Genomic DNA, 26,099 nt, shown 5'->3' with positions numbered 1-26,099 from the left:
TCTAAGCCGGAGCTAGATAATTTCAGTCTGTTGCTATTAGCACCGAGAAGCCAGGCACCGATCGTCGATCCTGCCAGGCTAGTTTCAATGTACGCAAACCGGGGCGCGGCCCCTATTCTCCAACTGAACAAGCTTGATGAGCCCCGCCCCCAATCATCGCCCCAACGCTACTGCATCATCAGCGCCTTCAGACGTTGCGGTTCCTCTCCCAGCCAATCCTGATTCTGCGCCGTTCCGTCATAAATCGATGAAGTCTTGAACGGCTCGAACTCGCCTTTCATCGCGGCCTTCGTCGTCTTCGCCAGCAGCGCTTTGAGCTGTTCTTCTGTGAATGGCTTGAATGTCGTCACCGCCTTCACCGCCTGGTCCAGAATCTCCAAACTGTCGATCCCGCAGATCACCGTTGATGTCGGCAGGTTCAGAGCATACTGAATCGCCTCGACCGGCGTTACTGTCTTCGACTTCACAATCGACCCGTTCGCCAGAGTCTTCATCGCCAGCACGCCAATGCCTTGCTTCACCATCTCCGGCACCACCATCTTCGAAAAGCTCCGGAAATGCGCATCCATCACGTTCAACGGCATCTGCGCTGCGTCAAATTTGTATCCGTTCTCCATCGCCACTTCGAGCATGTACAAATGAATCCGCGGATCCTTATGTCCAGTGAATCCGATATAGCGCAGCTTGCCGGCTTTCTTCGCCTCTAGCAAAGCTTCCTGCGCGCCATCCTCAGCGAAAATTCGATTCGGATCTTCGTAGCGCAGAATCTCATGGTGCTGCACAAGGTCGATGCAGTCAGTCTGGAGCCTCTCCAGCGATTGCTCAAGCTGCCGCATTGCTTCCTTCTTTGTGCGGCCATCGATCTTCGTCATCAGGAAGACCTTCTCGCGCGAGTTGTTCTCTTTCAGTGCGCGCCCCATGCGCATCTCGCTGGTTCCTTCGTTATAGTCCCAGCAGTTATCCATGAACGTGATGCCGCGATCGATTGCCTCATGAATCATGCGGATTGCAAGCTTCTCATCCACCTTCGGCAGACCCAGGTGCCATCCACCCATGCCGATTGCCGACACTTTCTCTCCCGTGCTGCCAAGCTCGCGACGTGGAATCTCATTATGTTGCGCCATAAGTGCAGATCTCCTTCCAGCCTTCACATATCTGATGATAAAGCTCTGGCTTTGAGAGCTTCTCGTCCATGCAGTTTGCTTTCGTTGTACTGCTATTACCCGAGCACAATTGCGTTCTCCAACTGATCACTGCTCGGTAAGCAACCTGACCAATCCTTACGCAGGAAATCGGTCCTGACTAGGTGCTCATCCCAAGCGCACGTTGGGCATGAAAACACAGACTGCCTAGTGCAATCCTTCATATAACCAGAATAGATGGACCAGTACCCTCGTCCGAGTTGATATCCAAACCGCGAGGTGTTGATGAGGACCTGGCTTACCGTTTCATTCCTATTCTTGATAACTGCGATTTCATTCGCTCAAATCCCCTCCAGCAGTCATGTCGTTATGGTCGTGGAAGCAAATCGCAGCTATTCGAGCGTGATTGGAAACAGCGCCATGCCGTACCTGAACTCGCTGGCAACGAAGTATGGGCTCGCTACGCAGTACTATGCCAATGCGCATCCGGGCATTGCAGACTCCTTCGAGTTGACCACCGGAGCCACGCTGACCACCGATAACACTGTCACACCATCCAGTTTCCCGGTGAAGGCCGACAACATCGTTGACACCTTGATGCTCTCGGGCAAGACGTGGAAGTCTTACGCCGAAGGTCTCCCCTACGCTGGCTACACCGGAGGAAACACCGGCAACTACGCGGTGCGCAATAATCCATTTGCCTACTTCTCCACAGTGCAGAACAGCAGCACGCAGAAGATGAATCTCGTGCCCTTCTCGCAATTCGCGACTGATCTCGCGAACAACCAGTTGCCCGAATTCAGCTACATCGTTCCCAACATCGTGAACAACGGCCAAAGCGGAACGCTGCAGCAGTCCGACACTTGGCTCCAGCAGAACATCGCTCCTCTTCTTGCCGACTCCAACTTCCAGAAGGACGGCATCCTAATCATCACTTTCCAGGAATCCGCCTCCACCGACACCGCCCACGGTGGCGGACACGTCGCCACGCTGGTCATCGGTCCACAGGCCGTGCTCGGACATAAGTCCACCACCGTGTACCAGCACCAGAGCACACTTCGCACCGTCCTTTCCGCTCTCGGAGCGACATCCTTCCCCGGAGCCGCTGCCAGTGCGCCTCTGATGACTGAGTTCTTCAATACGTCTATCTCTTCACCCAACGGCGTTTCCCCCAATGCCACCGCCGCTGCCACCACCGTTGGCGTCACCATCACTTCGCCAACCGCTGGCGCAACCGTCGCCTCCCCCGTCACCTTCGTCGCCTCCGCCTACAGCGGAAGCACCACCTATCCCATCACCGCCATGCGTATCTACGTTGATAGCGTTAGCAAATACACGATTAGCGCCGCGAGCCTCAACACTTCCCTCGCGCTCTCGACCGGCGCGCACAACGTCACCATCGTTGCTTGGGATAAGTCCGGCAAATCCTATAACAAGAGCATCAGCATTAACGTTGGCACCGCCACAGCGGGCGTAACGGTCACCTCGCCTGTCAACGGAGCCACCGTCACCTCGCCCGTGCAGATCGTCGCTTCGGGACAGGCCCCCTCGGGACGCACCATCACCGCAATGCGCGTTTACGTTGACAACATCAGCCAGTACCTCACGAATTCGGCCTCGGTCAACACGTCTCTCCCCATGTCTGCCGGAGCTCACTATGTAGTCGTGCAGGCTTGGGACAGCGCGGGGAGCATCTACAAGACGGCGCGTAACATCACCGTCTCGAACACCACCGCAGGCACGCTCAGTGTCAGTCCCACTTCCTTAAGCTTCGGAAACGTCACCGTTGGCAGCAGTTCCACCCAGGCCGTCACGTTGAAGGCGTCCAACAACAGCGTTAGCGTCTCACAGATCAGCAGCACCACCGGATTCACGGTCAGCGGCATCACTCTGCCTCTCACCCTCGCAGCCGGACAGAGCGCAACCTTCAACGTCACCTTCAAACCGACCACTGCCGCCACCACCAGCGGAAGCCTCTCGGTGCTCAGCAATGCCTCCAACTCCACTGCCGCACTTTCCATGAACGGCACCGGAGTATCGGCACCCACAAATAGCCACTACGTATCCTTGAAATGGACGGCCAGCTCGTCATCCAGCATCAAGGGCTACAACGTCTATCGTGCTACCACGTCTACCGGCTCTTACAGCAAGCTCACCAGCACTCCCGTCACAGGCACCACGTACACCGATAGCAACGTCGCGGCCGGAACCAAGTATTACTACGTCGCAACAACCGTTAATACCAGCGGCGCTGAGAGCTCATACTCATCTCAGGTCAGCGCCACTGTTCCTACTCCGTAGTTAAATAGCAGTAGCAAAGTTTCGATCTCCTGATCACTGCCACCCCTGCCGAACACTCGGCAGGGGTTCTTTTTGTCTTTGATCTTTCTACTAGTTTGGGGGCCCCAGGCTCATGGAGCGAAGCGGAATCAAGAAAACGCCATGGACTACGGATCCTACGATCCTAGGTCTCTGTTTCCAATTTCAATGAAATTCGACATCTCCCATTTGCTAAATTGCGTAAATCTGGGATTTATGAAACCCGTAGGTTACACTTAAGTAGTTCCAGACACATACCTCAGATGGTTACTGTCGGTCGACACGCGAAAGAAAGTGCTTTCGCTATTTAGGAACTTAGTCTTAGGATTAAGGTTTCCGAGAGAGGTCTATGCCGAACACAATCTTCAACGGGGCAAACATAACCATCGTGGCTGATAATCTTCAGCCCAAGATAGTTGCTCCGTCGCTCTTTAGCGACATCGTAAATGAAACTCCTACTCAGGTGGTTGTGGTCGAGGGCATTGCGCAAGTTCACTACCAACGCTATTCAGTTCAGGTCATCACTCCTGCCAGACGGATCGTAATTGAAGACAGAATGCCCTCAAACGCTCCTTCGGTCGCCGATCGCATAGCTCTGAAGCTTATCGAAGTGAATGATCACGCCAAGATAGAGGCAATCGGATTGAATTTCATTAAGACTGTGCAGTCGTCACAGTCTTATGTCGACCTGCTTATTGATCGCTACCTGAATAAGTCAGCTATCGAGCGGTGTATTGGAGGAAGTACAGATTCAGTTGGACTTAGAATCAGTGCGAAAGTTGATGACTATATAAGTCAAATCGCCGTGGATTGTGCATGGAAAAATCCGCACGCGGCCGTTGTCAATTTCAACTACCATTTCGATGCTCCATTTCAGGATGGACCGAAAACCGTCCTATCGCGCTTCACTCATTTTTTAACGTTAAGGCCTAAGTTTTTGACGGAGATCGAGGATGCCATTCACACCCCCTGTGTACAGTAGTACTCCAGTGGTGTGGGTTGATGTCGACAGAGCGCACAATGAGTCGGTGAACACAGCGCTTCGCACCCCGGCTGAACTGCATACCGAGCAGACGGACACATTTGGGCTTCGACTCGTTGTTCGGAAGGAAGTACTTGATGCGTACGAGACAAGGGATCGCTACTCATCAACCACCGCATCGGGAAACGAATGGGCGATTGAACAATTGAACAGTTCCGTAGTTTCAATATGGGCCGACGGCGCCAAAAAAGAGCTACAATGCGAAGTCGCCAGAAATTCTGGTGCATCTGAAGGCATTCCGGGTGAATCTGATAGAAGTGAGGTCAACGTGCGAATGAAAGTGCCACGTTCTGTTACCTTGTCTGCCAGTATCTCCGGTCTATTGTCGGTTTGCTTCATCGGTCTGGGCTTGGCAGGACTATCAGTTCCGCTCGGACCATCATTGTTCTGGTTTACGCTCGCTGTTGGCTCATTCGGAGTGACAGTCACATCTTTGATGGGGATACGTGAACTGCGAAATGGGCAACGATAAAAGCAGCGGGTGGGAGGCTCTCTGGAAGGGCTTGTTCGGCTTTGCTACGGCATTCGTCAGAATGCTCCCGTTACACAAGCTGGATCAGAAGAGAGCCATGAACTTAGCGATTGATTTGTTCGCGCTCATACTCGCAAGCATCGTGGTTGCTCGAAACGGCTCGGCTTTTGGAATGGCTGCTTTTTTCGGATGCTTATTGTTTCTGATGTGGTGTTTTCAAACCGCTAATGCGGCCGATGCTCATAAAGTACCAGCCAAGGAATCCCGAGTTCCAAAGGTGTACGCCATAGCAGATTCGGAATCCGAAGAATAGCTCGTCTATACCGTCCCGCCCTAGCGACCCTGCACTATCTCACCCCACCACCATCCAAACACCAAGTGCAACACCTTTCAGCGTTGTTGGATGGGTTTAGTGAGGCCATGCTGTCGCTATATCTTCTGCCTCCCACAGTCGCCAATTCAAAATCTGCCCTCCCTCCTTTTCGGAAGATTCGAGTACTCAAAGCCCGATTCTGCGCAACTCCAGCACTGCAAACGGGTTTATCGAAGCGAAGCCTAAGCGGAGCAGCCCTGATTCAGTTCGGTAAATGGAACCTTCTACTCTGCTCAAGGCAATGCAGTATTGGGGAATTACGCAGGAGTGTTTGTATGTACCACATTCGGTTTTTTCGGGCAGTTGTGTTCGCGGCTTTAGCCGTGGCGCTAATGCTTCCCGCCTCGGCCGTTGCCCGCACGCGCGTTGGCGTCGGCGTTGGAGTCTTCGGTGGACCTTACTATCCTTACTATTGGGGAGGTCCCTGGGGCTATCCCTACTATGGTTATTACGGCCCGTATCCTTATCCGGCCTACGGCTACTATGGACGCCCCGTGGGAGAGGTTCACATCAAGAGCCCCGATCCCAACGCCATGATCTACATCAACGGAGCCTATGCCGGACGCGCTCACGATCTCAAGACGATTTATCTTGCACCAGGAACCTACAACATCGAGCAGCGCATTGGTCCAGATGTTCAGCGCGAAAAGATCTACGTGCTCGCGGAACGCAGCATTAAGCTTGAGTTTGAAAAACCCGGTGCGCACGCCACTCGCAATGACGTTCCGCCTCCGCCGCCTGCAGTGAACCAGCAGCCAGCGCCGCCTGATGCCAATTCGGCTCAGCCTCCGGCACCCGCTCCGGCTCCGCAGCAACAGAGACAGTAAAAGAGGCCACCAATGAAGCCATTCGTCTGCACTCTCGCTTTTTTCGCGCTGCTAGCTTCGGCCGCCGCGCAGACGCCCGGCGTTCCCTCGATCCCGCCGGATTATCAGGAACGTCCACCCGCGCAAACTCCGGCCACCACTGATTCTGAGCCTGCGGGCATGTCGCAGGCCGACGCCCAGGCACAGGCCAACGCACAGTACAATGAGGACTCCGCCGAGCAACAGACCTACGATCAGCAGCAGCCAGCTCCCGAGCCTTATCCGCCAGCGCAGGCCCAGCAGTATCCGCCTCAATCGCAGTCACCGTACCCTGACCAGCAGCCCGCACCGGCTCAGCCGTCGTACTCGGCACAACAGCCTCCGTATCCTCAGGACCAACATCCGCCGACTCAGCAACAGCCATATCCTCAGGACCAGTATCCGCAGCAACAGGAGCCCAATCCGCAGGATCAGACCACCTATGGCGGAGGTCAGGTTCAGCAGCAGCCTTATCCGCAACAGCCTCCCTACCCACAGCAGCAGGCACCCTACCCGGATCAACCGCCTGCACCACAGGCTCCTCCCGTGTACTATCCGCAACCGCACGTCCGAATGGCACCGCAGCGGCCTGTTCAGCACACAGTGCGACCGCGCCCCGAAGCCTCTGCTTATCCGGCTTATCGCGAGGAAGCAAACTTCGCAGTTGGTGCCCGTCTGCTCTCGCAGGATGAAGTTGAGCGCCGCTTCAGCACTCCGCTTGGCAAGCACTTCCTTGTAGTCGAAGTCGGCTTCTATCCCGCCGTGTCGCAATCTGTCGATCTGCGGACCGAGTCCTTCACCCTTCGTGCCAACAAGGAAGATCAGGCATTCTTCCCGGCGACTCCCGATGACATCCTCACCGATCTCGGCAACAAGTCGGGCGGCCCGCGCTTTTATCCGAGTGTCGGCGTCGGCTACGAACACGGCCCTTGGGGAAGTGGAGTTGGCACCGGCGTAGGAGTCGGTGTTGGCCCCGATGGATCGTACCCTCGTCGAATGCCCATTAACCGCCAAGTCATGTTGATGGAGCTTCGCGACAAATCCTTGCCCGAGGGCAATCTGACGCAGCCCGTTGCCGGATACCTGTACTTCCCGCTCAACGGCAAGCGCGCCAAACAGTACACACTCGAACTTCACAGGAGCGGGGAGACCATCGCACTGCCTCTTCCTAATCCGAAAGACTAGTTCTCCGTTACGACGAAGGCCCCCACCGAAACTCAATCTTGAGTTCCGGTCGGGGCCTCTGTTGTCCAGAAAACAAACCGGGCCAATTGGCCCGGTTTACCAATCTCTAACCCTCGACAGCTTCTGGCTGATTAACTGGTTAATGGTCTCGATGTCTCTCGGAAAACGATTGCCGAGTCGGTAACCATAGCCGTTTTTCACCATTAACTCCGGAGTATATAACCGCCTACTCCTCTTCCGACCCCGGAGCGGCATCCCACGCGTGTCCGAAGATCGTGAATGCCTGCTTTTCCCCGTGTTTCGGAAGGAAAGTCACACGCGTTGGCCTCTTCTCCCATGTCGGAGCATCGCACTCTGAATCCGGCATATCTCCCTGGCTCGCGGCGCCAAGATCCTTCTTCATTACCGGCTTTTTCCTGCCCAACTGCATCACCACGGCGCTCAACTTCTCGCCGTTGTCGCTCACTCCGCAATATGCCACGTAGTCCCGGAACCACGTCGCATGCGAATAGAACGGATCGAACTCCACTAGCGAAACCTGCGATACATGCCCGGTGAGTCGATCCACCATCAGCCATCCACCGCGCTGCCACACCCAGTTCGGAGCCTTCGATTCGTCCACCGGCAAATTGTTATTCAGTCTGTATGCACGTCGCACTACGAAGAGACGATCGGTCACATCGTGGACGTCGCCCGTGACGAATTCTTTCAGCTTAGAGTCCACATACAGTGCGCGCACTCTCATCGGAGTAGTGTGATCTTCATCGGGGCCGAGATACAGTCGCACCGTCATGATCTTTCCATAGCTGATTACGTGCACTTTTGGCTTGCCCGCGGCCATTGCCGCCATTGGCGTGAGTACGAACAACAAGAAGAGAATCGAGCGAAGTTGTCGTAGATTCATTACAATTCGAGGCTAGCTCTCGTCTCAGTTTTCCGCAATTCTCTTTCGTCACCTTGGCAACCAATCACCTGACGATAGTGCTCACACTTACAAATGGCAGAGAGGACGCGTCACCGTTCCCAGCGAATTCTCGTCGTGGACGACCATTTCGACAATACTCTGCTGATGCAGGAGCTACTTACCCGCCAGGGCTATGAAGTAGCAGTTGCCGATAATGCAGAGAAAGCCGAAGAGATTATGCAGAATGCAACACCTGATCTGGTGTTGCTCGACGTCATAATGCCCGGAAAAAGCGGATACGAACTCTGCCGTGAGTGGAAGGACAACCCTGAGACTCGTCTGATTCCGGTCGTCATGATCACCGGTCTGAGTGACCGCGAAGATAAGATTCGCGGCATCGAAGCCGGCGCAGACGATTTTCTGAACAAGCCTATATTCCCCGTCGAACTCTTCGCTCGCGTGGCTTCGCTGCTGCGCGTCAAAGACTACACCGACGAACTTGAAAACGCCGACACCGTCCTTTGCACATTAGGTCGCAGCGTCGAATCGCGCGATCCCTATACGGAAGGGCATTGCGAACGCCTCGCCGAGTATGCCAGCGCACTTGGGGCACACATGGGACTCGGTGATGAAGAACAACTCGCGTTGCGACGCGGAGGTTTTCTGCACGATCTGGGCAAGATCGCGATCTCGGATGACATTCTAAAGAAGCACGGATTGCTGTCCCAGGAAGAATGGCGCATCATGCGCCAGCATCCGATCATCGGCGAGAACATCTGTAAGCCTCTGCGATCGCTACGCATGGTGGTTCCAATCATTCGTCACCATCACGAGCATTGGAATGGCACTGGTTATCCCGATCACCTCACCGGAGAATCGATCCCATTGCTGGCGCGTATCCTTCAAGTCGTCGATGTGTACGACGCTCTTCGCACGGAACGGCCATACAAGGCCGCCCACAGTCATGAGCAGGCTCGCGAAACGATGCACGCCGAAGCACGGCAAGGATTGTGGGATGAATCGATCGTCGCGGAATTCTTCTCAATGCTCGCTTTGCGCGAAACCGCTGCTTAATCTAAGCTGTATTTGCGAGGATCGCACTTACAACTGCTTTACAATCTGAGTGCGTCTAAAAATTCAATGTCAGTGCAATATTCCATCATTCTGCCTGCGTACAACGAGAGTGCGCGCATACGTCCGGGACTCGAAAAGGCGATTGCCTTCGGTCGCGCGCACAATTGGAGCTTTGAAATCGTTGTGGTCAATGATGGCTCTCGTGATGACACAGCCGAGATCGTAAGGCAGTTGATGGTCGATGCACCTGAACTCCGGTTGGTCGAGAATCCTGGAAATCGTGGAAAAGGGTACAGTGTCCGAAATGGAATGCTGAACGCGCACGGCGACATTCTGATGTTCAGTGACGCGGATTTCTCTTCGCCGATTTACGAATCGCTCAAGCTGGTTGACGCCATTGAGAAGGGCGCGGACGTCGCATTTGGTTCGCGCTGGCTGCTGGCCGAAACGCAAACAAAGCGCCAGTCGCTTGTGCGACAGTTCGTTGGACGTGCTTACAACGTGTTGCTTCGGTTCGTGCTCGGATTGCCCTACAAGGATACCCAGTGTGGATTCAAAGCCTTCAGCCGCAGTGCGGCCGAGGTGATCTTCACGCGCCAGCAGATTGAGCGTTGGGGATTCGATCCCGAACTCCTTTTTATTGCACGTAAGTTCGGGCTGAAAATGACAGAGGTCCCGGTCGAGTGGGCCAATGATGATCGCTCGAAGATCAATCCTCTAGTCGATGGCGTGAAGATGTTCCTTGAGCTTCTCAAGATTCGGTACAACGCTATAGCAGGACTCTACACGCGCCCGTCATTTCAGTTTACCGAACCAGCTTCTAGAACTCTGCTTGCGGAGAGCAAGCCTCCGATCAGCTAGGAAGCTGCAGCCTGGCGTGCCTTGCGAATGCTGGGGGCGGAAGCTGGTACGGCTTTTTGTATTGGGACCAAACGCACTTTTCCGCTGTCGCTGAGTGTGAGATTCATAGTAGCTGCGCAGATCTCACACAGCCAGAAATACTCTATCGGATACGTTTTGCTCCGGGTCGCTTCACCTTCGGTCGGCTCACCAACCTTCGTTAGTCCTTTTCGACGTGCTTCCGAGAAGTCGATTTTGAATAATCGTCCCTGTCCAAGGTGATGGAATGTAGCGGAGCAATGCGTATTGAAACACTTCGACAGCATAGATACACAGTCTCTCTGAACTCGCTAACGCGGAAGATGAAAAAGGAATAGAAAATTTGGACTGCTCTGGCTTGCTGATTCATTTGATGCCCAAGCAGGGGCTCAAGATGTGTAATTTAACAAGTATTTTGGCCAGATTTGTCCCGATCCCGTATTCTTTGCTGCTACGAATACCTGTTTGGGGACGCTGAATCCAGCCGTTCACTTTTGGAATAAGGCCAAACCCGTGTTATTGCGCCACAAGAAAAGCGCGGGCCAGATTCTCCCGAATTGCTGTCCCAGCCTTGAGCAGCCCATGCCAGAGAAAGAGCAGACGGGCATCATCTCTGCCTGCGGCAGCGTCATTAGAAATGTTCCAAATCGACTGGACCCATGACTTGGGCGCCGACCTCCTTGATGCAGGGCAGCGGTGGCTCGAATCCGTCAGTACACCATTGTCTTTGGCTGCTGGGTCAGCGGAAAGAAAACGCAATTGGCAAGCGCTCGTGAAATTTTGAAGTGTATAGACCATCGCCCATTCCCCCTGCCGCAAAAGCCGTGGATCATGCGCCAGGAATGGCATCGCCTGCTCTTTGCTCATTGGATCGTTGATGCAAAGCTGATACGCAAGCTGGTGCCACCTCAACTGGAACTCGATCCGTGGCAGGGGGCAGCTTATGTAGCGGTGACGCCTTTTCATCTCCGTCGCTTGCGCCCGCGCGCATTGCCTGTGCTATCAAAATTCCAAGAAGTGAACGTGCGCACTTATGTGACCTGTCACGGAGTGCGGGGAGTGTTCTTTTTCAGCCTTGATGCAGCGAATCTGTCCGCGGTGCTTGGTGCGAGGCTGACTTACTTCTTGCCATATTTCCAAGCAAAGATGTCGATGCAGATCGATGATGCCAAAGTTCACTACACGTCAGAGCGCATGCAGTCTGCTCGATCTGCGAAGCTTGAAGTGTCCTATGAGCCAGCTTCGGATGTACTGCCTTGGGCACCGCCGGCAGAGAGCGTGGAGGTTCTTGACGGAGCGCTATTGCCTGTATACCGTCAGGCGCGGGAAGGTGTATCGCGCACACATTCATCATTGGCCAATGCCGCTGCAGAGTGCTGCCGCCAATATCGTACGCAACACGATGACGCAACCGCTCGGAATCGAGACTGGCACGTCCCCGCACCTGCTGCACTGCATCGTTCCTTGATGTTCTTATCTGGCCATTGGAACTTGTGCAGGAATGATGCCTCACCAAGCGCACACGGCTGATCATCAAATCAGTCAATGATTGGAGATTGTGCTCTTTGCAGACGAGAGGGAATGCGCCTGACCCGGCACCATCTGATTCCGCGCACCCGGCACAGCAACAAGAGAGTAAAACGAGATACCTCCTCGTCCGAACGCAACGAAACTGTCCTTGTATGCCGCCCATGTCACAACCAGATTCATGCGCTGTTCTCCGAGAAGGGAACTTGAACGCGAGTACAACACCCTGGATCAACTTCGCCGACATCCTGAGATTTCGAAATGGGTCGCATGGGTGAGTACACGCCAGTTTGGCGCAGTTCTGCGATGAATATCTGAGCTGTCGCGGCACACTGCCTTGCGGCATCCAATGCTAGGGAAGAAAAAGCGAAGGAGGCGACGATGTCACAGAGTCAAGCGAATGAACAGGGAACCACCCGCAAGCAGGATGCACCCGAGAAGACGGGCATTGAGGCTCTGCGGGCAAACGGCATGATGTCCCATCTACTTGAATCGCTCGAAAGTAAGAAGGACATTGGTCATTACGGAAGACTGGTGTTTGCGATGATCGCACGTCACTTTCTTGAGGAGGACGAGCTGCTCTCAAAGCTCTGCATGAATCCGGGATTCGATGAAACGCAAGCTAAAGCGCTGATTCATCAAGTCGAGTCGCGTGACTACAATCCACCACGGCCAGAACGTATTCGCGAGTGGCAGTCTCAGCAGGAGTTCCCAATCTGCCCAAACACCGATGACCCGGATTTATGCAATGTCTATCGCGATCTGAAGTTTCCCGATCATATCTACGAGAACATCCAGCATTACCAAGAAAAGAAAGCTGAAGCAGAGAGCGATGCCGCGTAGTGAGGTGGGTTGAGCGATCTGGTGGGCCTGGTAGGATTCGAACCTACAACCAAAGGATTATGAGTCCTCTGCTCTGACCGTTGAGCTACAGGCCCGCTACGCGGGGAAGACAGCGAGGCTTGTTTAGTTTAACTCACACAGAACACCTCGTGAGAGTACGAGCTGTGGATGCTGCACGATTTCCGGTGTTCAAGGGCTACAAAGCGCCAATCCGCGGCTACGGCGCCGTGACAACCAGCGCTTTGCAGTCACCTTCCTGGTTCAGTCGCGCGTAGTAGTGCGGCATAGAGCTATCGAAGTAGATTGCATCCCCCGCATCCAATTCGAACTCGTCTTTTCCAATCTTCAGGTTCAGCTTTCCTTCGATCACGAAGACCACCTCGGTGCCTGCATGCTGGTGGGGCTTCAACTTATCCGATGGAACAACCTGAAACTCTGCGTAGAATGAGTTCAGTTTGCGTTCGCTGGCTTTGAAATCTAGACTCTCAAACCAATACGAACTGAAGTCGACATCTGGGTGTTCCGGGAAGCGCTTGCGCTCCGACTTGCGAATGACCTCAACGAGGTGTCGGTTCCGACTGTTGTCGAAGAAGTACTCCAGGCCAACACTGAAGACCATCGCAATGCGTAGCAATGTCGGAAGCGTGGGAATCAGTTTTCCGCGCTCGATTTTTGAGAGCAGTGCAGCGGAGAGGCTGGTGTGCTTGCCCAGTTCGACCAGTCCCATGCTCTTCTTCAGCCGCAGAGCGCGGATTTTTTCACCGATCAGATAGGGCCGAAGCCCTTGGACAATGGTCTCATTCATCATCTTCCCCTCCCATTCCTAGGATGCTGGCGCTCGATCGGTATGGACATACAGTAAAATAAAATTTCTCAATTTTCAAATCTCAAGTGCGTCACTGCCCTCTGCCTAATGAGAAGCGGGAATAGTTAAAACTCAAGCGGCATCAGGACCCCGGCGTTACAATTCGCGCGGAAAGGGTCCGTATGCGATTCCGTTTGATTGGATTGCTTTTGTGTTGCGGTTGGACCGTCGCCTGCGTTGCACAAACAGGAGTTCCGAATAGCGGGCAGACAGGACCTCAAATCAAGGTAGATGAAAACTACGCTGCGCCGATCGTGAAGCAATGGAGCGGGAAACTCGTTCCGCACCCGCGATTCGCGCCTCTACAAAGACCCCGCGGACAATTTTGCCTGGTGAGCGGAGACTCGCGCAATGATCTTGCGTCTGAGCGAAAATGCAGTGGTCAGGCGGCCAGGATGAAGCCTCCACTACTCACGCCCGAGACCCCATTCCGGTTTGAGAGATTGCATGAAGGTGCGATTGAAGTTAACTCGCAACAGCGGCCTGCGGAGGCCAGCTTGCGCTGAGAGCCAAGCGTGAGAAGAGAATGCCGCTCGAGTGTGAGCGGCATTCTGTTTTGTACGTACGAAGTTCTAGTTAGCAAACGCCAGAGAGAGAATCGTTTTTTGCTCCATCTGGTGCGCCTTGGCCGAGCCGGTTGCTGGGCTGGCGGCAGCTTGGCGTTTGATGGAACGAATCGGCAATCCCTCTCCAAGTAGCCGATGCAGTCGCGGCCTCACATAGGTGAGCGCTCCCATGTTTGCAGGCTCTTCCTGCACCCAGACGAGTTCATGAGCATTCTTGTAGGGCGCGAGCGCGTTCAGAATGTCCTGCTCCGGGAAAGGATAGAGCTGATCGAGGAACAGGATAGCTGTGTTGGTGTTCTTCAAGCGGCGACGCTCACCTTGCAGATCGTGCCCAATCTTGCCGGTACAGAGCAGAATGCGAGTGGCTGCTTCTGGATCGACCTGCGTGTCGGGAACCACGGTTTGGAAGCGTGGAGCCGCGAGTGCCGCAAGGTCGCTGGCCGCATCGGGATGACGCAACATGCTCTTCGGAGTGAAGCAGACAAGGGGCTTACGCCACTTCCGCAGTCCCTGACGACGTAGCAAATGGAAGAACTGCGCAGCCGAAGATGGCTGGCAGACCTGCATGTTGTCGCGTGCACAAAGCTGCAAATAGCGCTCGACGCGCGCGCTGGAGTGCTCCGGCCCCTGACCCTCGTATCCGTGAGGCAGCAGCAGGACGAGTCCTGAAAGCAGCCCCCATTTTTCTTCTCCGGCGCTGATGAACTGATCGATGACTATCTGCGCACCGTTGGCGAAATCACCAAACTGCGCTTCCCAGAGCGTGAGTGCTTCGGGATAGTCACGGCTGAATCCGTATTCGAATCCGAGCACGGCGGCTTCTGAGAGCTCCGAGTTGTAAATCTCGACAAACGCTTGATCTTCAGCGAGATGCTGCAGAGGCATGTACTCGCTTTCGTTCTCCGTGTCGATCAGCACGGAGTGGCGATGATTGAACGTGCCACGGCGCGAATCCTGGCCGCTCATGCGCACAGGAACTCCGCTGGTGACGAGGCTCCCAAAGGCCAGAGCCTCGGCAAAACCATAATCGATGGCACGTTTACCGGTCGCCATCTCCTGCCGCTGTTTCAGCAGAGCGGCAACCTTGGGATGGATATGAAATCCTTCGGGATATTGGCAGAGCTTCAAGCCGAGTTGGGTAATGTCCTGCTGGAGCATACCAGTGTCGATCTCAAGTTCTGGTCGCCACTTGCGGCCGACGAAATTACTCCAGTAGTCAGGAAGTTTGTAGAGGACTGGCTTCTTGGTCAGGCTCTTTGCTTCCTGCTTGGCCTGCTGATAGCGGGCTTTGGAGGCTTCGACCTGGGCAGAGACATCGACCCCAAGCCGCTTTGCATAGATTTCGTACAGCGGCGGGTGAGCCTTGATTTTCGCGTACACGATCGGCTGTGTGATCGTGGGATCATCGATTTCAGAGTGTCCGTGGCGACGGTAGCCGATGAGGTCGATCAAAACGTCAGAGCCAAACCGGTATCGATATTCCAGCGCGAGTCGGCCAATGCGGACCACGGCGTCGGGATCTTCGGCGTTAACGTGGAAGATCGGGATTGGTAAGCGCTTGGCGAGATCGCTGGCAAAGCGTCCGCTGGCGTAATCAGTCGGATTGGTGGTGAATCCGACCAGGTTGTTGACAATCACGTTGATCGTACCACCCACGTCGTAAGCCCGAAGGTAGCTCATGTTCAGCGTTTCGGCCCAGATGCCTTGTCCTGCAAACGCTGAATCACCGTGCAAGATGATTGGCAGCGTTTGCTGCTTGCCTTCCGCGCCACGGCGAGTCTGCTTCGCGCGAACACGACCGAGCGCAACAGGATCAACGGCTTCGAGGTGGGAAGGATTGCTGACCAGGTGAATGCGGACGCGCTTGCCATTGAATTCGCGGTAGCCGGTGGCGCCTTGATGGTACTTAACGTCGCCACCACCCAAGGTTGAGCGCGGATCCACGTCTTCGAATCCGCCATAGATATCGCTCGGGGCGCGTCCGACCGTGTTACATACGGCTGCGAGGCGTCCGCGATGGCTCATGGCAATGATGCATTCCTCGGCACCCTTTGCGGCGGCTCCAGAGAGGATTTCCTCCAACATAGGCATGAGAGCGGTGTTCCCCTCGATGGAGAATCGCTTTGTGCCGATGTAGAGCGTCTGCAGCATCTGCTCGAAAATATCGGCTTCGACCAGGTGCTTCAGGATGGCTTGACGATCCACCTCGGGTTGAGGGCCTTCAAGGTGATCGATGATCCACTGACGGCGCTCCGGGTCGGGTATGTGCATGAACTCGGCACCGACGGTACCGCAATAGATTTCCCGTGCGCGGGCGGCATCCGGGCCATTGAGCTTCAGCTCTGGGTAGTCAAGGCGCGGAAAATGGCCGAGGGGATCGAGATCTGCCTGCAGATATCCCCAGCGCCGGAAGAGATCGAATACAAGTTCTCGGGTTTGATTTTCAGGATTGACTTCAATTACGTGAGCTTGTGACACATTGCTCCTAGCCCGGAAGAGTGCCGGGACTTTGCTACGTAGGATAGCGGCGATAACCCAAACAAAAAGGGTATCAAAACATAAGATGAGCCGCTATCGTACGTCGTCTAGAACATTGGATTCTTCAGCTCAGGCATGGGATTGGAGAATTTCGCTAAGTTGTTGAGCCTTATTAGAGAGGCTCCCAAAAGGGCAGATTACGCAGGCAGATTTACCTTCGCGGGCTTTCTGAGCGGAACCCTCCCTTTTCGAACGTGAAGAATCGTTGATCTTTCGAGCCGCTGAAGACCCATGATGATGAGGAGGTTATATTCTCAGAAACCCTGTTAATTAGGCGTCGCACCGGTATGTTCTTGAAGGATGCAGACCACGGATGATCATAAGAAGGATCGCCCCCCACTTGCATATACCCTATCTGATGATCTGGAAATATTCGCGCGAGTGGGCCTAATGAGTCGTCGGCACTTCTGAGCTCAACAAAATCTATTGCGGGCACGACCTGATTCATGAAATAGACAGGGTCATTTAGCGTGGCACGCGGAAATATGTTTATTGTTCCACCATCCAAAGACCATGTATAACGCGAATCGTATGTGCACAAGCTATCAAGCACTTGGCGGACTGTTACATTTCTCAAACGCAACGTAATCCTTGTAGTTGACACTTGGTCGGCCCAATGTTCTCTCAAGACCTCTTCGATTCCGAATCGTAACGGCTGAGCGATCATTGCCAACGAACCAACGGCTTCAGTCACCGTTACATCTCTGACAACATATGTTGGTAGTTCACGGTCGATCAACGGGGTCGCAGCAATCTGGCGCTCTTGCGCTGCTGTGAGGCTCGAAATGCCAAGAAGGACAATTAGCGAATACGCGAGTGTCTTCATTGTGCGTGGCCAATTACATAAGTTAATCAGGCCTTGAGCGCGCCTGTGTACACAGCCATTCCGACCACGGCATCCACCCCGGCGGCATCGAGTTGATTCACTTCGTCCATGGATTTGATTCCTCCGGCAACGATCAGCTTGCGATTGGTGGCAGCTTTCAGTTCCGGTATGACATGCATGGGGAAGCCGCTCATGGTACCTTCCGTATCGATATGTGTATACAGGTAGCCTGAGCAGTATTCGTCTGTCTGCTTCATCATCTCGGCGGGAGTGAGCGCGGTGCCTTCTTTCCAGCCCTTGATAGCCACTTTGCCGCCACGCGAATCAACAGCGAAAAGTAAACGTGCAGGGGCAGCGTAGTGGGCGAGAGATTTCGCCATTTCCACATCGACAGCACCGTTTTTGAGCAACGCTGAACCGATGATGACTTTTTTGGCTCCGGCCTGCAGCATCTTCGAGGCAGCCTCGACCGAGCGGATTCCGCCGCCGACCTGGACAGGAAGGTGCTCGCAAATCTGGTGGATAAGCGCGGTGTTTTCGCCTTTGCCCATCGCAGCGTCCAGATCGATGAGTTGCACCATGGGGTAAGGGAGGAAGCGGTCGATCCAATATTGAAGATCGTCGAATTCGAGCGCCTTGCGTTCGCCCTGAACAAGCTGGACGACTTTGCCGCCCATCAAATCAATCGAGGGAATCAGCATTTCTTTCCTGTCTTTCCTGAACCTACGAAATCAGCAGGGAAGGCGAACCGGTATGCCTTCGCCCTGCAGTTGTGCCTTGAGTTGCCGCACGTCATGGATGCCGAAGTGGAAGATAGAAGCAGCTAGTGCTGCGTCGGCGCATCCGGCTTTGAAAACATCCACGAAGTGATCGCCCGATCCCGCGCCGCCACTTGCAATCACCGGAATGTTCACGGCTTTCGCCACGGCTGCCGTCAGTGGGCAGTCAAATCCATTGCGGGTGCCATCGCAATCCATCGACGTGAGCAGAATCTCGCCCGCACCACGCGATTCGGCTTCGCGAGCCCACTCCACAGCGTCGCGCCCAGTCGGGACGCGGCCCCCGGCAAGATACACCTCGGCAGGAACAACACCCGGCATGGAGAAATCGGCATCCGGCTTGCGTTTGGCATCGACAGCGACAATCACCGCCTGCGATCCGAAGCGCTCCGCGATTTCCGTGATGATCGCGGGATTCTTTATCGCCGCGGAGTTGATGCTGATTTTGTCGGCTCCGGCGTCGAAAAGCGCACCCGCGTCTTCAAGGGAACGCACGCCGCCGCCGACAGTAAACGGCACGAAGAGTTGGCGCGCAGTTCGGCGAACAACATCGATCAGGATGGGACGTGCATCGCTGGTCGCCGTGATGTCGAGTAACACAATCTCATCTGCGCCGCTTGCGGCGTGAAGATGCGCCAACTCTGCTGGATCTCCTGCGTCGATGAGGTCCACGAACTGCACGCCTTTCACAACACGGCCCTTGGTCACATCCAGACACGCGATGATTCGCTTTGTAATTCCTGTGGTCATCGCGCTCTCCTTTCTGCGGCAATCTTGCAGAAGTTTTTCAGGATGCACAGTCCGGTGTCGCCCGATTTTTCAGGATGAAACTGCACCCCGAAAACGTTATCGCGCTCAACGGCAGCGGCGAAAATTTCGTCATACGTTGTGACGGCTGAAACGCCATCGACCACAGGTGCACGATACGAGTGCGTGAAGTACACGAAGCTATCATCCGGCACATTTCCGAGCAGACGCGATTTCGCTCCGCCCGGAGTGCGACGAATCTGGTTCCAGCCAACATGTGGCACTTTAAGCTTTGTCTGAAAACGCTCGCAGGCACCTTCGAATAGGGCCAGTCCTGCAGTCTCCGGCGCTTCTGTCGAGCCTTCAAACTGCCACTGCATCCCAACACAAATCCCAAGGAAAGGCGTGCCGCGCTCGATGGCTTCCGCTACTGCATTGCGAACACCGCTCGCGGCGAGTCGTTCTGTCGTGCAGAAGTGTCCGACACCAGGGAGGACGAGTGCTTGGGCATTGCGCACCTGCTCGGGATCGTCCGTGATAACCGACTCCTCGCCAAGGTAGGTGAAGGCCTTGCGAACGCTCGTGAGATTTCCCGCCTTGTAGTCGATGAGGGTGATCATCAGAGAAGCCCTTTGGTGGATGGCAGCATCTCCGCCAGTCGTTGATCCTTGCTGCAGGCAACCCGCAGTGCGCGCCCAAATGCCTTGAATAGCGCTTCGATCTTGTGGTGATTCGAGCGACCATACATCGTCTTGAGGTGGACATTGGCTCGTGCCCCGCGTGCGAAGCCCTCGAAGAAGTCGAAGACCAATTCGCTCTGCAGATCGCCGACCAATCGCACGCGAACTTTGGTGTCCACTACGCATGAGGTGCGACCGCTAAGATCAACGGCGGCGATTCCCAGGGTTTCGTCCATCGGCATCAAAAAATAACCGGCACGAATGATGCCCTTTTTGTCGCCCAATGCGCGGTCAAAAGCCTCGCCGAGAGCGATACCCACGTCTTCTACAGTGTGGTGCTGATCTACATCGAGATCGCCGCGGCAAGCCAGTGCAAGATCGAAGCCGCCGTGCCGGGTGAACAATTCCAGCATGTGATCAAGGAACCGAATGCCCGTTTCGACCTTGTAAATTCCAGTGCCATCGATGTTGAGGGCGATCACGATCTGGGTTTCGGTTGTAATGCGTTCGAGTTCAGCGCCTCGGGGCAGGGAAGTGCTGGCCGTGCGTGTCATTGTGCCTCCTTGGCTACGAGTGCGGGACGAGATTGCGGCGTAAAACCGATGGCCGCGAGTGCTTGGGGAAGTTCGTGCAAAAGCCGTTGTGTCTGCGCCCGATTGCCGAGTGTAATCCGAACGCATCCAGCACATCCCGGATCACTGTTGCGATCGCGGATGAGTATTCCGCGTTGGCGCATTTCGGCGACAAACGCCTGCCGATACTCGCCAAAATAAGCGAGCACAAAATTGGCCTGCGACGGCCAGTAAGGAATGTCGCGTTCCTGGTAGAAGCGCTCAAGGCTGCTGCGGCCTTCGATCACCTGCGCAATGTAGTTCGCAATGTATTCGTGGTCATCCAGTGCGGCGCTGAGGCAGGTAAGCGCGATGCCGTTCACGTTGTAAGGCGAAGCGACTCGACGCAACATCTTCATCTGCGCCGTTGAACCCACGAGAGCGCCCAGACGGAATCCGGCCAGCCCGTAGGCTTTGGAGAATGTGCGGCTGACGAACAGGTTGTCGATATTGTCGATCTGATCCATCAGGCTCTCGCCGCCGAAGTGGATGTAAGCCTCGTCAATGAGCACGGCAGCCTGCGGAGCGGCATTCACAATCGCGAGCAGTTCATCGCGTGTCGCCGTAGATCCGGTCGGATTGTTGGGATTTGCGACGCAGATCAGGCGAGTCTTCGGGGTGATAGCGTTCAGCAACGCAGTGGCAGGGAATTCGAAATTCTCGGGTGACTGCACCGTGCGCACGGTCGATCCAGTCGCGAGTGCGTAGATCTCGTACATGCTGAACGTTGGCACCGCGATGAGTGTCTCGTCATCGGGCTCGAGATAGGTCTCGGCGAGCAGGTGAATGGCCTCATCGACACCGTTCGTCAGCAACACGTTCTCAGGCGCGACGCCCAGATGGCGTGCCGCAGCCTGTTCGCCAGGAAAGCGTTCGGGATAGCGATTCAGTGTTTCAGGCGTGATGGAGTGCAGTATGTCGAGAACTCGCGGAGAACACCCATCCACGTTCTCGTTAAAGTCGAGCCGCAGCCCTTCGCGGCCTCCGAGCGGAGGGTGATACTCCTTCAGATTTTCGACCGTACGGCGAGCACGTAACTTTGTCATTTATTTCTTTAACCTCACGTTCACGCTCGCAGCGTGGCCCTTCAGCCCTTCGGCTTCGGCAAGCAGAGTGACCGTGGGTGCGATCCTTTCCAGTCCTTTGCGATTGGCTTCTTGAATAGTGATGATGCGGACATAGTCAATGACATTCAAGCCACCGCGGTAGCGCGCGACATTGCCTGTGGGTAACGTATGGTTCGGCCCGCTGGCGTAGTCTCCAATCGATTGAGGAGTGTAGTCGCCAAGGAAAATCGACCCCGCGCAGGTTATGTCGTAAACGTCCTCGGGCGGAATGCTGACGTGCTCGCCGCCGAGTTCGTTCGTCCACTCCAATGCCTGCTTGCGGCTTTTCGCCACAAGCACGACGCCCCGCCTCTCCAGCGACTGCTTTGCAATGTCGTTCTTCTCAGCCATCGCCATCGCATGCTTGATGACACCCTTCGCCAGACGCGTGCTGGCCGTCACGAAAATAGCGAGAGCCTCAGGATCGTGCTCCGCTTGAGCGACCATGTCACTGGCAATGAACTCGGGATTGCCCTCTGTCGCGCAATACACGATCTCGGTCGGGCCCGCGAGGAAGTCGATGCCGCAGTCGAATGCGACCTGCTTCTTTGCCAACGTGACGTAGGTATTGCCCGGGCCAACGATCTTGTTCACGCGTGGAATGCTCTCAGTGCCATAGGCGAACGCCGCGATGGCCTGTGCGCCACCGACACGGTAGAACTCTGTCACTCCGATCAGCGCGGCGGCCGCAAGTGTTTCCGGTGCGGGCCGAGGCGAGGCAACGACAATGCGCTTCACGCCTGCGACCTGCGCAGGGATCACGGTCATCAGCACGGTCGAGGGCAAAGGATAGCGCCCGCCAGGAGCGTAGCAGGCGACAGAATCCAACGGTCGGATTGCCTGCCCTACGCGCAATCCGGGATGGATCGTGCGAATCCACGGGCGCGGCAGTTGCCACTCTGCAAAGTTGCGAATGTTCTTTGCCGCTGTCTCAATGGCGCGAATAAAGCTCTCGCTCACCATGCCGAGCGCCGCCTGCATCTCTTCTGCAGAAACGCGAATGGAAGCTTCAGGTGCAAGTCCATCGAACTTGCGAGCATAACCAAGCAGCGCAGCGTCGCCCCCGGCACGGACCTTCGCCACGATGTCGGCCACGGCCTTTTCTACGACGGGGTCAAACTTTTCATAGCGATGAGCAAGCGAAGCTACGGCTTGTGCCGCCTCTTCGCCATTGAGAAGCTTCATTACATCACCACCTTGTTCAGCGGATATTCGACGATACCGGTGCCGCCCGCTGCCTTGAGTCGCGGAATCACGTCGCGCACGACGTTCTCTTCAAGAATAGTATTCACCGCAACCCATTCGGAATTGCTGAGGGCGGAAACTGTAGGCGAGTTCAGGGCGGGCAGCACTGAGAGAACGGCATTCAGATTTGGCTGTTGCACGTTGAGCATCAATCCGACGCGGCCCTGGGCGGCGATTGCGCCTTGCAACATCAGTGCAATGTTGTCGATCTTCTGTCGCTTCCAGTCATCGGCATAAGCTTTGCGGTTGGCAATGACCTGAGTGTTCGATTCGAGCACTGTCTCAACAATACGCAGGCGGTTTGCACGAAGCGAGCTTCCGGTTTCGGTGACTTCGACGATGGCGTCTGCCAGCATTGGCGGCTTCACTTCCGTCGCGCCCCAACTGAAATCGACCATCACGTTGACGTTCCGCGAGGCAAAGTAGTTCTTGGTGACCTCGACGAGTTCGGTGGCAATCGTCTTGCCTTCAAGGTCTTCGGCGCGCTGCACGTTCGAGTCTTCTGGTACCGCCAGCACCCATTTCACCTTGCCGCGGCTCTGCTTGGCATAGACGAGATCGCAGACGGTTTCGACCTTACGCCCGCTTTCGACTACCCAGTCCAGCCCAGTGAGTCCGGCATCGAGCACGCCCTGCTCAACGTAGCGGGCCATTTCCTGCGCGCGGATCAGCATGCATTCCAGTTCGGGATCGTCAGTGGTGGGGAAGTAGGAACGGCCGTTGGCGTAGATCTTGAATCCAGCAGCAGCAAACAATGAGATGGTTGCGTCCTGCAGCGAACCCTTGGGGATACCGAGCCGGATCTTACGCATTGCTGACCTCCGAGCTGCTGGCAATCGTCATCGGCTTGGTGAAGCAGGAGCGTGTTCCCTCGTGGCAAACAAGCCCGTCACCCTCGACGCGCACTTTGCAGAGTACGGTGTCGTTATCGCAGTCAGTCGCGGCGTAGGTCAGGCGAAGGCGGTTTCCGCTAGTCTCGCCCTTTGTCCAGAGCTTGTTGCGAGTGCGGCTGTAGAACGTGACATAGCCGGTCTGGAGGGTCTTTTCGAGCGCCTCCTGGTTCATGAAGCCGACCATAAGTACTTCGCCGTTGTCGGCGTCCTGAACGATGGCAGGGGCAAGGCCGCCCATCTTGTCAAAATCGATCTGCATTGTTTGTTCCTTGTCTGACTGGCTATGCTTGCTGCATTCTGACCTGCGGGGCAAAAGAAAAAACCCGCTGGTTCGAGTGCGCCAGCGGGCCAGTGCTTGGATGATTGCCTTTTACAGGTTTCCACGCCACTCCGCCGACACGTTCGCCGTATGGTGATGATGGTGGCGATGATGCAGCAGAGTTGACATTTGCAATCATCCTAACCAGAGTGCGCATGGCCGGTCAACGCAAAAATTGAGTTCTGGCCGGAAAATAGCAGAACCGAGTTGAGCCTTGAGCCGTATTTCTGAGTGTTGCGTCCAATACATTAGACACGACCTAGTGCAGGAAGCAGGGAAGAATGAGCGAAGACACGGGCGCACTCGCCATCGAGGCACGAGGCGCCAGCCGTTTCTACACCATGGGGGAGACCACCGTTCGCGCTGTGGACGATGTGAGTTTCACCATCGAGCGAGGCGAATTCGCAGCATTGCTGGGACCTTCGGGATCAGGAAAATCTACTCTGCTCAACCTGCTGGCCGGGCTTGATCGCCTGAGTGCAGGCAGCATCGTCGTGGACGGGCGCGACCTGAGTACGATGGATTCCGAGGCGCTGGCCCGCTACCGGCGACTTACGGTCGGCATGGTCTTCCAGAGTTTCAACCTCGTGCCCACCATGACCTTGGCCGACAACATTGAGCTGCCATTGCGGTTTGCCGAAACTCCGCGCAGCGGCCGACGCGAGCGCGTAATGGAGTTGCTCTCCAATGTCGGGCTTGCGCATCGCGCCAGTCACAAGCCCTCGGAACTCAGTGGAGGCGAACAGCAGCGCGGAGCGATTGCCCGGGCTCTCGCCAATCGACCTTCAGTTCTGCTGGCTGACGAGCCCACGGGAAATCTCGACAGCCACAACGGACAGGAGGTCATGGGACTGCTGCGAGACTTGAACGAAAAGATGGGAGTCACCGTGCTCATGGTGACGCACGATCCAGCGCTGGCTTCGCGCTATGCTCGCAAGTCTCTGCACATGGCTGACGGCAAACTCTCTGCGGTGGAGGTGCTGCAATGATCCGCCAGGACTTGATGGAACTTGCAGCCCGCAACATGCGAAACGCTCGGCTGCGAAATCTGCTTACGACGGTTGGAATCGCGGTTGGCGTCGCATCGCTGGTCGCAATGCTTTCGCTCGGCATAGGACTGCAGGGCTTCGCGAACCACCAACTGATGAGGTCAGGAATGTTCCAGACCGTCTTCGTTACCAGCAAGGCCGATATCCGCAACGCGGAGGAAAACGCCGACGCTAAGCCCGAAGAAAGCCCCCTGCTTAATGACGAAGCGCGCGCCAAGATCGCAGCTCTGCCCGGAGTGGAAGAGGTCTCGCCTGAGGTGCGCGCCATGGGGGAGATCGTTTATGGCGATAAGACGAATTTCACGATGCTGGCTGGGCTTCCGCAATCAGCTCGCGATGAAGACGCGATCGAGAAGTTGAAGGGACACTTCTTCACCTCCTCGATGGCGAACGAAGTTCTCGTTCAGCGCGATTTTGCCAAGAAACTCGATCCACAGAATCCGGATTCAGTGCTGGGGAAGACGTTAACAATCCGCTACGCCGAGCGGCAGACCGGCGGAGGTGGCAACAGCTTCAGCATCGAGCGCAAGGAAAAGCCATTCACGATTGCAGGCATTCTCGAAGAGGAGCCTTTCGGCGGCATGCGCATGATTAGCCGAGCCCGCGTATTTCTGCCTACGCAGACGGCCGAGGCTATGAACCTGATGCAGCCTGCCGATACCCAGCAACTCGTGCGATCTACTCCGGGAGCTCGCACCTACGCAATGCTCACCGTGCGTATGAAGTCATCTACTTACGCCGATCAGGTCGAGGATGCGGTGAAGAAGATGAACTACTCTGCATACTCGTATCTCGATGCAATGAAGAGTATTCGTCGGTTCTTTGCCGTTCTCGACATGTTCCTGGGCATCTTTGGTTCGCTTGCATTGGCGGTGGCTTCATTGGCTATTGTGAACACCCTTGTGATGGCCGTGCTTGAGCGGCGTCGCGAGATCGGAATCATGAAAGCCCTGGGCGCGAGCGACGGAGACGTAAAGAAGCTGTTCTTTGCCGAGGCCGCCACCATGGGGGTGATCGGGGGTGCTCTCGGTGTGGTGCTGGGATGGATCATCGGGCGTGCGATTAACTTCGGAACCAACCTCTACCTGCATCGAATGAAAATGCCAGCCGAGAATCTGTGGTCGGTCCCGCTGTGGCTGGTCGCTGGAGCCATATTGTTTGCCGTGCTGGTCAGCATCATCGCTGGAATTTACCCGGCAGCGCGCGCTGCACGTCTCGACCCGGTGCAGGCTTTGCGATACGAGTAAATACAATATTGATGAATATCTAT

Annotated in this window: 24 protein-coding genes and 1 tRNA gene; 12 read left to right on the top strand and 13 right to left on the bottom strand. The window is 55.5% G+C overall.

Annotated features, from left to right (window positions below):
• Positions 1–167: 167 nt before the first annotated feature.
• Entirely contained in the window at positions 168–1,124 is a 957-nt protein-coding gene (locus AC6IZD_RS14445; protein ID WP_497784018.1) for an aldo/keto reductase, read from the bottom strand.
• 303 nt (positions 1,125–1,427) lie between these two features.
• On the opposite strand from AC6IZD_RS14445, the gene AC6IZD_RS14440 reads away from it, so the two are divergent.
• From AC6IZD_RS14440 to AC6IZD_RS14420, 5 genes are all read left to right on the top strand, one after another.
• The gene (locus tag AC6IZD_RS14440) at positions 1,428–3,443 is read left to right on the top strand and encodes an alkaline phosphatase family protein (RefSeq protein ID WP_497784017.1); all 2,016 of its coding nucleotides are present in this window, start codon (positions 1,428–1,430) and stop codon (positions 3,441–3,443) included.
• A gap of 367 nt (positions 3,444–3,810) precedes the next feature.
• The gene (locus AC6IZD_RS14435; protein WP_497784016.1) at positions 3,811–4,443 is read left to right on the top strand and encodes a hypothetical protein; all 633 of its coding nucleotides are present in this window, start codon (positions 3,811–3,813) and stop codon (positions 4,441–4,443) included.
• 518 nt (positions 4,444–4,961) lie between these two features.
• Positions 4,962–5,288 carry a hypothetical protein gene (locus AC6IZD_RS14430; protein WP_497784015.1) on the top strand — a complete coding sequence of 109 codons (327 nt, stop codon included), beginning with the start codon at positions 4,962–4,964 and terminating at the stop codon, positions 5,286–5,288.
• 335 nt (positions 5,289–5,623) lie between these two features.
• The gene (locus tag AC6IZD_RS14425) at positions 5,624–6,175 is read left to right on the top strand and encodes a hypothetical protein (protein WP_497784014.1); all 552 of its coding nucleotides are present in this window, start codon (positions 5,624–5,626) and stop codon (positions 6,173–6,175) included.
• Between the two features lie 12 nt (positions 6,176–6,187).
• The gene (locus tag AC6IZD_RS14420) at positions 6,188–7,378 is read left to right on the top strand and encodes a hypothetical protein (protein WP_497784013.1); all 1,191 of its coding nucleotides are present in this window, start codon (positions 6,188–6,190) and stop codon (positions 7,376–7,378) included.
• Positions 7,379–7,604: 226 nt separating this feature from the next.
• On the opposite strand, the gene AC6IZD_RS14415 is transcribed toward AC6IZD_RS14420, so the two are convergent.
• On the bottom strand, positions 7,605–8,282 hold the full coding sequence (locus AC6IZD_RS14415) for a hypothetical protein (RefSeq protein ID WP_497784012.1): 678 nt from the start codon (positions 8,280–8,282) through the stop codon (positions 7,605–7,607).
• Positions 8,283–8,375: 93 nt separating this feature from the next.
• Between AC6IZD_RS14415 and AC6IZD_RS14410 the strand changes: the two genes are divergently transcribed.
• The 5 genes from AC6IZD_RS14410 to AC6IZD_RS14390 all read left to right on the top strand — a co-directional run bounded on the left by AC6IZD_RS14410 (position 8,376) and on the right by AC6IZD_RS14390 (position 12,605).
• A complete protein-coding gene (locus AC6IZD_RS14410) occupies positions 8,376–9,356 on the top strand; it encodes an HD domain-containing phosphohydrolase (RefSeq protein ID WP_497784011.1) in 981 nt (326 codons plus the stop codon).
• Between the two features lie 66 nt (positions 9,357–9,422).
• On the top strand, positions 9,423–10,217 hold the full coding sequence (locus AC6IZD_RS14405; protein ID WP_497784010.1) for a dolichyl-phosphate beta-glucosyltransferase: 795 nt from the start codon (positions 9,423–9,425) through the stop codon (positions 10,215–10,217).
• Positions 10,218–10,931: 714 nt separating this feature from the next.
• Positions 10,932–11,765 carry a YqjF family protein gene (locus tag AC6IZD_RS14400; protein WP_497784009.1) on the top strand — a complete coding sequence of 278 codons (834 nt, stop codon included), beginning with the start codon at positions 10,932–10,934 and terminating at the stop codon, positions 11,763–11,765.
• A 15-nt stretch (positions 11,766–11,780) separates the two neighbouring features.
• Entirely contained in the window at positions 11,781–11,972 is a 192-nt protein-coding gene (locus tag AC6IZD_RS14395; protein WP_497784008.1) for an HNH endonuclease, read from the top strand.
• A gap of 171 nt (positions 11,973–12,143) precedes the next feature.
• On the top strand, positions 12,144–12,605 hold the full coding sequence (locus AC6IZD_RS14390) for a hypothetical protein (RefSeq protein WP_497784007.1): 462 nt from the start codon (positions 12,144–12,146) through the stop codon (positions 12,603–12,605).
• A 19-nt stretch (positions 12,606–12,624) separates the two neighbouring features.
• On the opposite strand, the gene AC6IZD_RS14385 is transcribed toward AC6IZD_RS14390, so the two are convergent.
• From AC6IZD_RS14385 to hisI, 11 genes are all read right to left on the bottom strand, one after another.
• Positions 12,625–12,700 (bottom strand) — tRNA-Ile (locus tag AC6IZD_RS14385).
• Positions 12,701–12,822: 122 nt separating this feature from the next.
• On the bottom strand, positions 12,823–13,413 hold the full coding sequence (locus AC6IZD_RS14380; RefSeq protein ID WP_497784006.1) for a helix-turn-helix domain-containing protein: 591 nt from the start codon (positions 13,411–13,413) through the stop codon (positions 12,823–12,825).
• 629 nt (positions 13,414–14,042) lie between these two features.
• Positions 14,043–16,514: a 2-oxoglutarate dehydrogenase E1 component gene (locus AC6IZD_RS14375; RefSeq protein ID WP_497784005.1), complete on the bottom strand. Its 2,472-nt coding sequence runs from the start codon at positions 16,512–16,514 to the stop codon at positions 14,043–14,045.
• A gap of 912 nt (positions 16,515–17,426) precedes the next feature.
• On the bottom strand, positions 17,427–18,101 hold the full coding sequence (locus AC6IZD_RS14370; protein WP_497784004.1) for a 1-(5-phosphoribosyl)-5-[(5-phosphoribosylamino)methylideneamino]imidazole-4-carboxamide isomerase: 675 nt from the start codon (positions 18,099–18,101) through the stop codon (positions 17,427–17,429).
• Positions 18,102–18,131: 30 nt separating this feature from the next.
• On the bottom strand, positions 18,132–18,929 hold the full coding sequence (hisF, locus tag AC6IZD_RS14365; RefSeq protein WP_497784003.1) for an imidazole glycerol phosphate synthase subunit HisF: 798 nt from the start codon (positions 18,927–18,929) through the stop codon (positions 18,132–18,134).
• Positions 18,926–19,546, bottom strand: coding sequence for an imidazole glycerol phosphate synthase subunit HisH (gene hisH / locus AC6IZD_RS14360; RefSeq protein ID WP_497784002.1), 621 nt, complete (start codon positions 19,544–19,546; stop codon positions 18,926–18,928). The genes hisF and hisH overlap by 4 nt, the downstream gene beginning before the upstream one ends.
• Positions 19,546–20,160 (bottom strand): imidazoleglycerol-phosphate dehydratase HisB, encoded by a 615-nt coding sequence (gene hisB, locus AC6IZD_RS14355; RefSeq protein ID WP_497784001.1) that lies wholly within the window; start codon positions 20,158–20,160, stop codon positions 19,546–19,548. The genes hisH and hisB overlap by 1 nt, the downstream gene beginning before the upstream one ends.
• Entirely contained in the window at positions 20,157–21,263 is a 1,107-nt protein-coding gene (gene hisC / locus AC6IZD_RS14350; RefSeq protein WP_497784000.1) for a histidinol-phosphate transaminase, read from the bottom strand. The genes hisB and hisC overlap by 4 nt, the downstream gene beginning before the upstream one ends.
• Positions 21,264–22,508 carry a histidinol dehydrogenase gene (gene hisD / locus AC6IZD_RS14345; RefSeq protein WP_497783999.1) on the bottom strand — a complete coding sequence of 415 codons (1,245 nt, stop codon included), beginning with the start codon at positions 22,506–22,508 and terminating at the stop codon, positions 21,264–21,266.
• The gene (gene hisG / locus AC6IZD_RS14340) at positions 22,508–23,380 is read right to left on the bottom strand and encodes an ATP phosphoribosyltransferase (RefSeq protein ID WP_497783998.1); all 873 of its coding nucleotides are present in this window, start codon (positions 23,378–23,380) and stop codon (positions 22,508–22,510) included. The genes hisD and hisG overlap by 1 nt, the downstream gene beginning before the upstream one ends.
• Positions 23,373–23,774, bottom strand: coding sequence for a phosphoribosyl-AMP cyclohydrolase (gene hisI, locus AC6IZD_RS14335; RefSeq protein ID WP_497783997.1), 402 nt, complete (start codon positions 23,772–23,774; stop codon positions 23,373–23,375). The genes hisG and hisI overlap by 8 nt, the downstream gene beginning before the upstream one ends.
• A 287-nt stretch (positions 23,775–24,061) precedes the next feature.
• On the opposite strand from hisI, the gene AC6IZD_RS14330 reads away from it, so the two are divergent.
• Positions 24,062–24,769: an ABC transporter ATP-binding protein gene (locus tag AC6IZD_RS14330; protein ID WP_497783996.1), complete on the top strand. Its 708-nt coding sequence runs from the start codon at positions 24,062–24,064 to the stop codon at positions 24,767–24,769.
• The gene (locus AC6IZD_RS14325; protein WP_497783995.1) at positions 24,766–26,076 is read left to right on the top strand and encodes an ABC transporter permease; all 1,311 of its coding nucleotides are present in this window, start codon (positions 24,766–24,768) and stop codon (positions 26,074–26,076) included. Before AC6IZD_RS14330 ends, AC6IZD_RS14325 begins: the two co-directional genes overlap by 4 nt.
• The last annotated feature ends 23 nt before the right edge of the window (positions 26,077–26,099 follow it).

Source organism: Koromonas humicola (assembly GCF_059726255.1).
Note: the sequence above shows the minus strand (reverse complement) of the source record. Positions and strands in the feature narration are given on the sequence as shown.

Bases quoted from the DNA above. Each gene is read 5' to 3' on its own strand.
- AC6IZD_RS14445 (WP_497784018.1), bottom strand. From the start codon at position 1,124: ATGGCGCAACATAATGAGATTCCACGTCGCGAGCTTGGCAGCACGGGA.
- AC6IZD_RS14440 (WP_497784017.1), top strand. From the start codon at position 1,428: ATGAGGACCTGGCTTACCGTTTCATTCCTATTCTTGATAACTGCGATT.
- AC6IZD_RS14435 (WP_497784016.1), top strand. From the start codon at position 3,811: ATGCCGAACACAATCTTCAACGGGGCAAACATAACCATCGTGGCTGAT.
- AC6IZD_RS14430 (WP_497784015.1), top strand. From the start codon at position 4,962: ATGGGCAACGATAAAAGCAGCGGGTGGGAGGCTCTCTGGAAGGGCTTG.
- AC6IZD_RS14425 (WP_497784014.1), top strand. From the start codon at position 5,624: ATGTACCACATTCGGTTTTTTCGGGCAGTTGTGTTCGCGGCTTTAGCC.
- AC6IZD_RS14420 (WP_497784013.1), top strand. From the start codon at position 6,188: ATGAAGCCATTCGTCTGCACTCTCGCTTTTTTCGCGCTGCTAGCTTCG.
- AC6IZD_RS14415 (WP_497784012.1), bottom strand. From the start codon at position 8,282: ATGAATCTACGACAACTTCGCTCGATTCTCTTCTTGTTGTTCGTACTC.
- AC6IZD_RS14410 (WP_497784011.1), top strand. From the start codon at position 8,376: ATGGCAGAGAGGACGCGTCACCGTTCCCAGCGAATTCTCGTCGTGGAC.
- AC6IZD_RS14405 (WP_497784010.1), top strand. From the start codon at position 9,423: ATGTCAGTGCAATATTCCATCATTCTGCCTGCGTACAACGAGAGTGCG.
- AC6IZD_RS14395 (WP_497784008.1), top strand. From the start codon at position 11,781: ATGATTGGAGATTGTGCTCTTTGCAGACGAGAGGGAATGCGCCTGACC.
- AC6IZD_RS14390 (WP_497784007.1), top strand. From the start codon at position 12,144: ATGTCACAGAGTCAAGCGAATGAACAGGGAACCACCCGCAAGCAGGAT.
- AC6IZD_RS14380 (WP_497784006.1), bottom strand. From the start codon at position 13,413: ATGATGAATGAGACCATTGTCCAAGGGCTTCGGCCCTATCTGATCGGT.
- AC6IZD_RS14370 (WP_497784004.1), bottom strand. From the start codon at position 18,101: ATGCTGATTCCCTCGATTGATTTGATGGGCGGCAAAGTCGTCCAGCTT.
- hisF (WP_497784003.1), bottom strand. From the start codon at position 18,929: ATGACCACAGGAATTACAAAGCGAATCATCGCGTGTCTGGATGTGACC.
- hisH (WP_497784002.1), bottom strand. From the start codon at position 19,546: ATGATCACCCTCATCGACTACAAGGCGGGAAATCTCACGAGCGTTCGC.
- hisB (WP_497784001.1), bottom strand. From the start codon at position 20,160: ATGACACGCACGGCCAGCACTTCCCTGCCCCGAGGCGCTGAACTCGAA.
- hisC (WP_497784000.1), bottom strand. From the start codon at position 21,263: ATGACAAAGTTACGTGCTCGCCGTACGGTCGAAAATCTGAAGGAGTAT.
- hisD (WP_497783999.1), bottom strand. From the start codon at position 22,508: ATGAAGCTTCTCAATGGCGAAGAGGCGGCACAAGCCGTAGCTTCGCTT.
- hisG (WP_497783998.1), bottom strand. From the start codon at position 23,380: ATGCGTAAGATCCGGCTCGGTATCCCCAAGGGTTCGCTGCAGGACGCA.
- AC6IZD_RS14330 (WP_497783996.1), top strand. From the start codon at position 24,062: ATGAGCGAAGACACGGGCGCACTCGCCATCGAGGCACGAGGCGCCAGC.
- AC6IZD_RS14325 (WP_497783995.1), top strand. From the start codon at position 24,766: ATGATCCGCCAGGACTTGATGGAACTTGCAGCCCGCAACATGCGAAAC.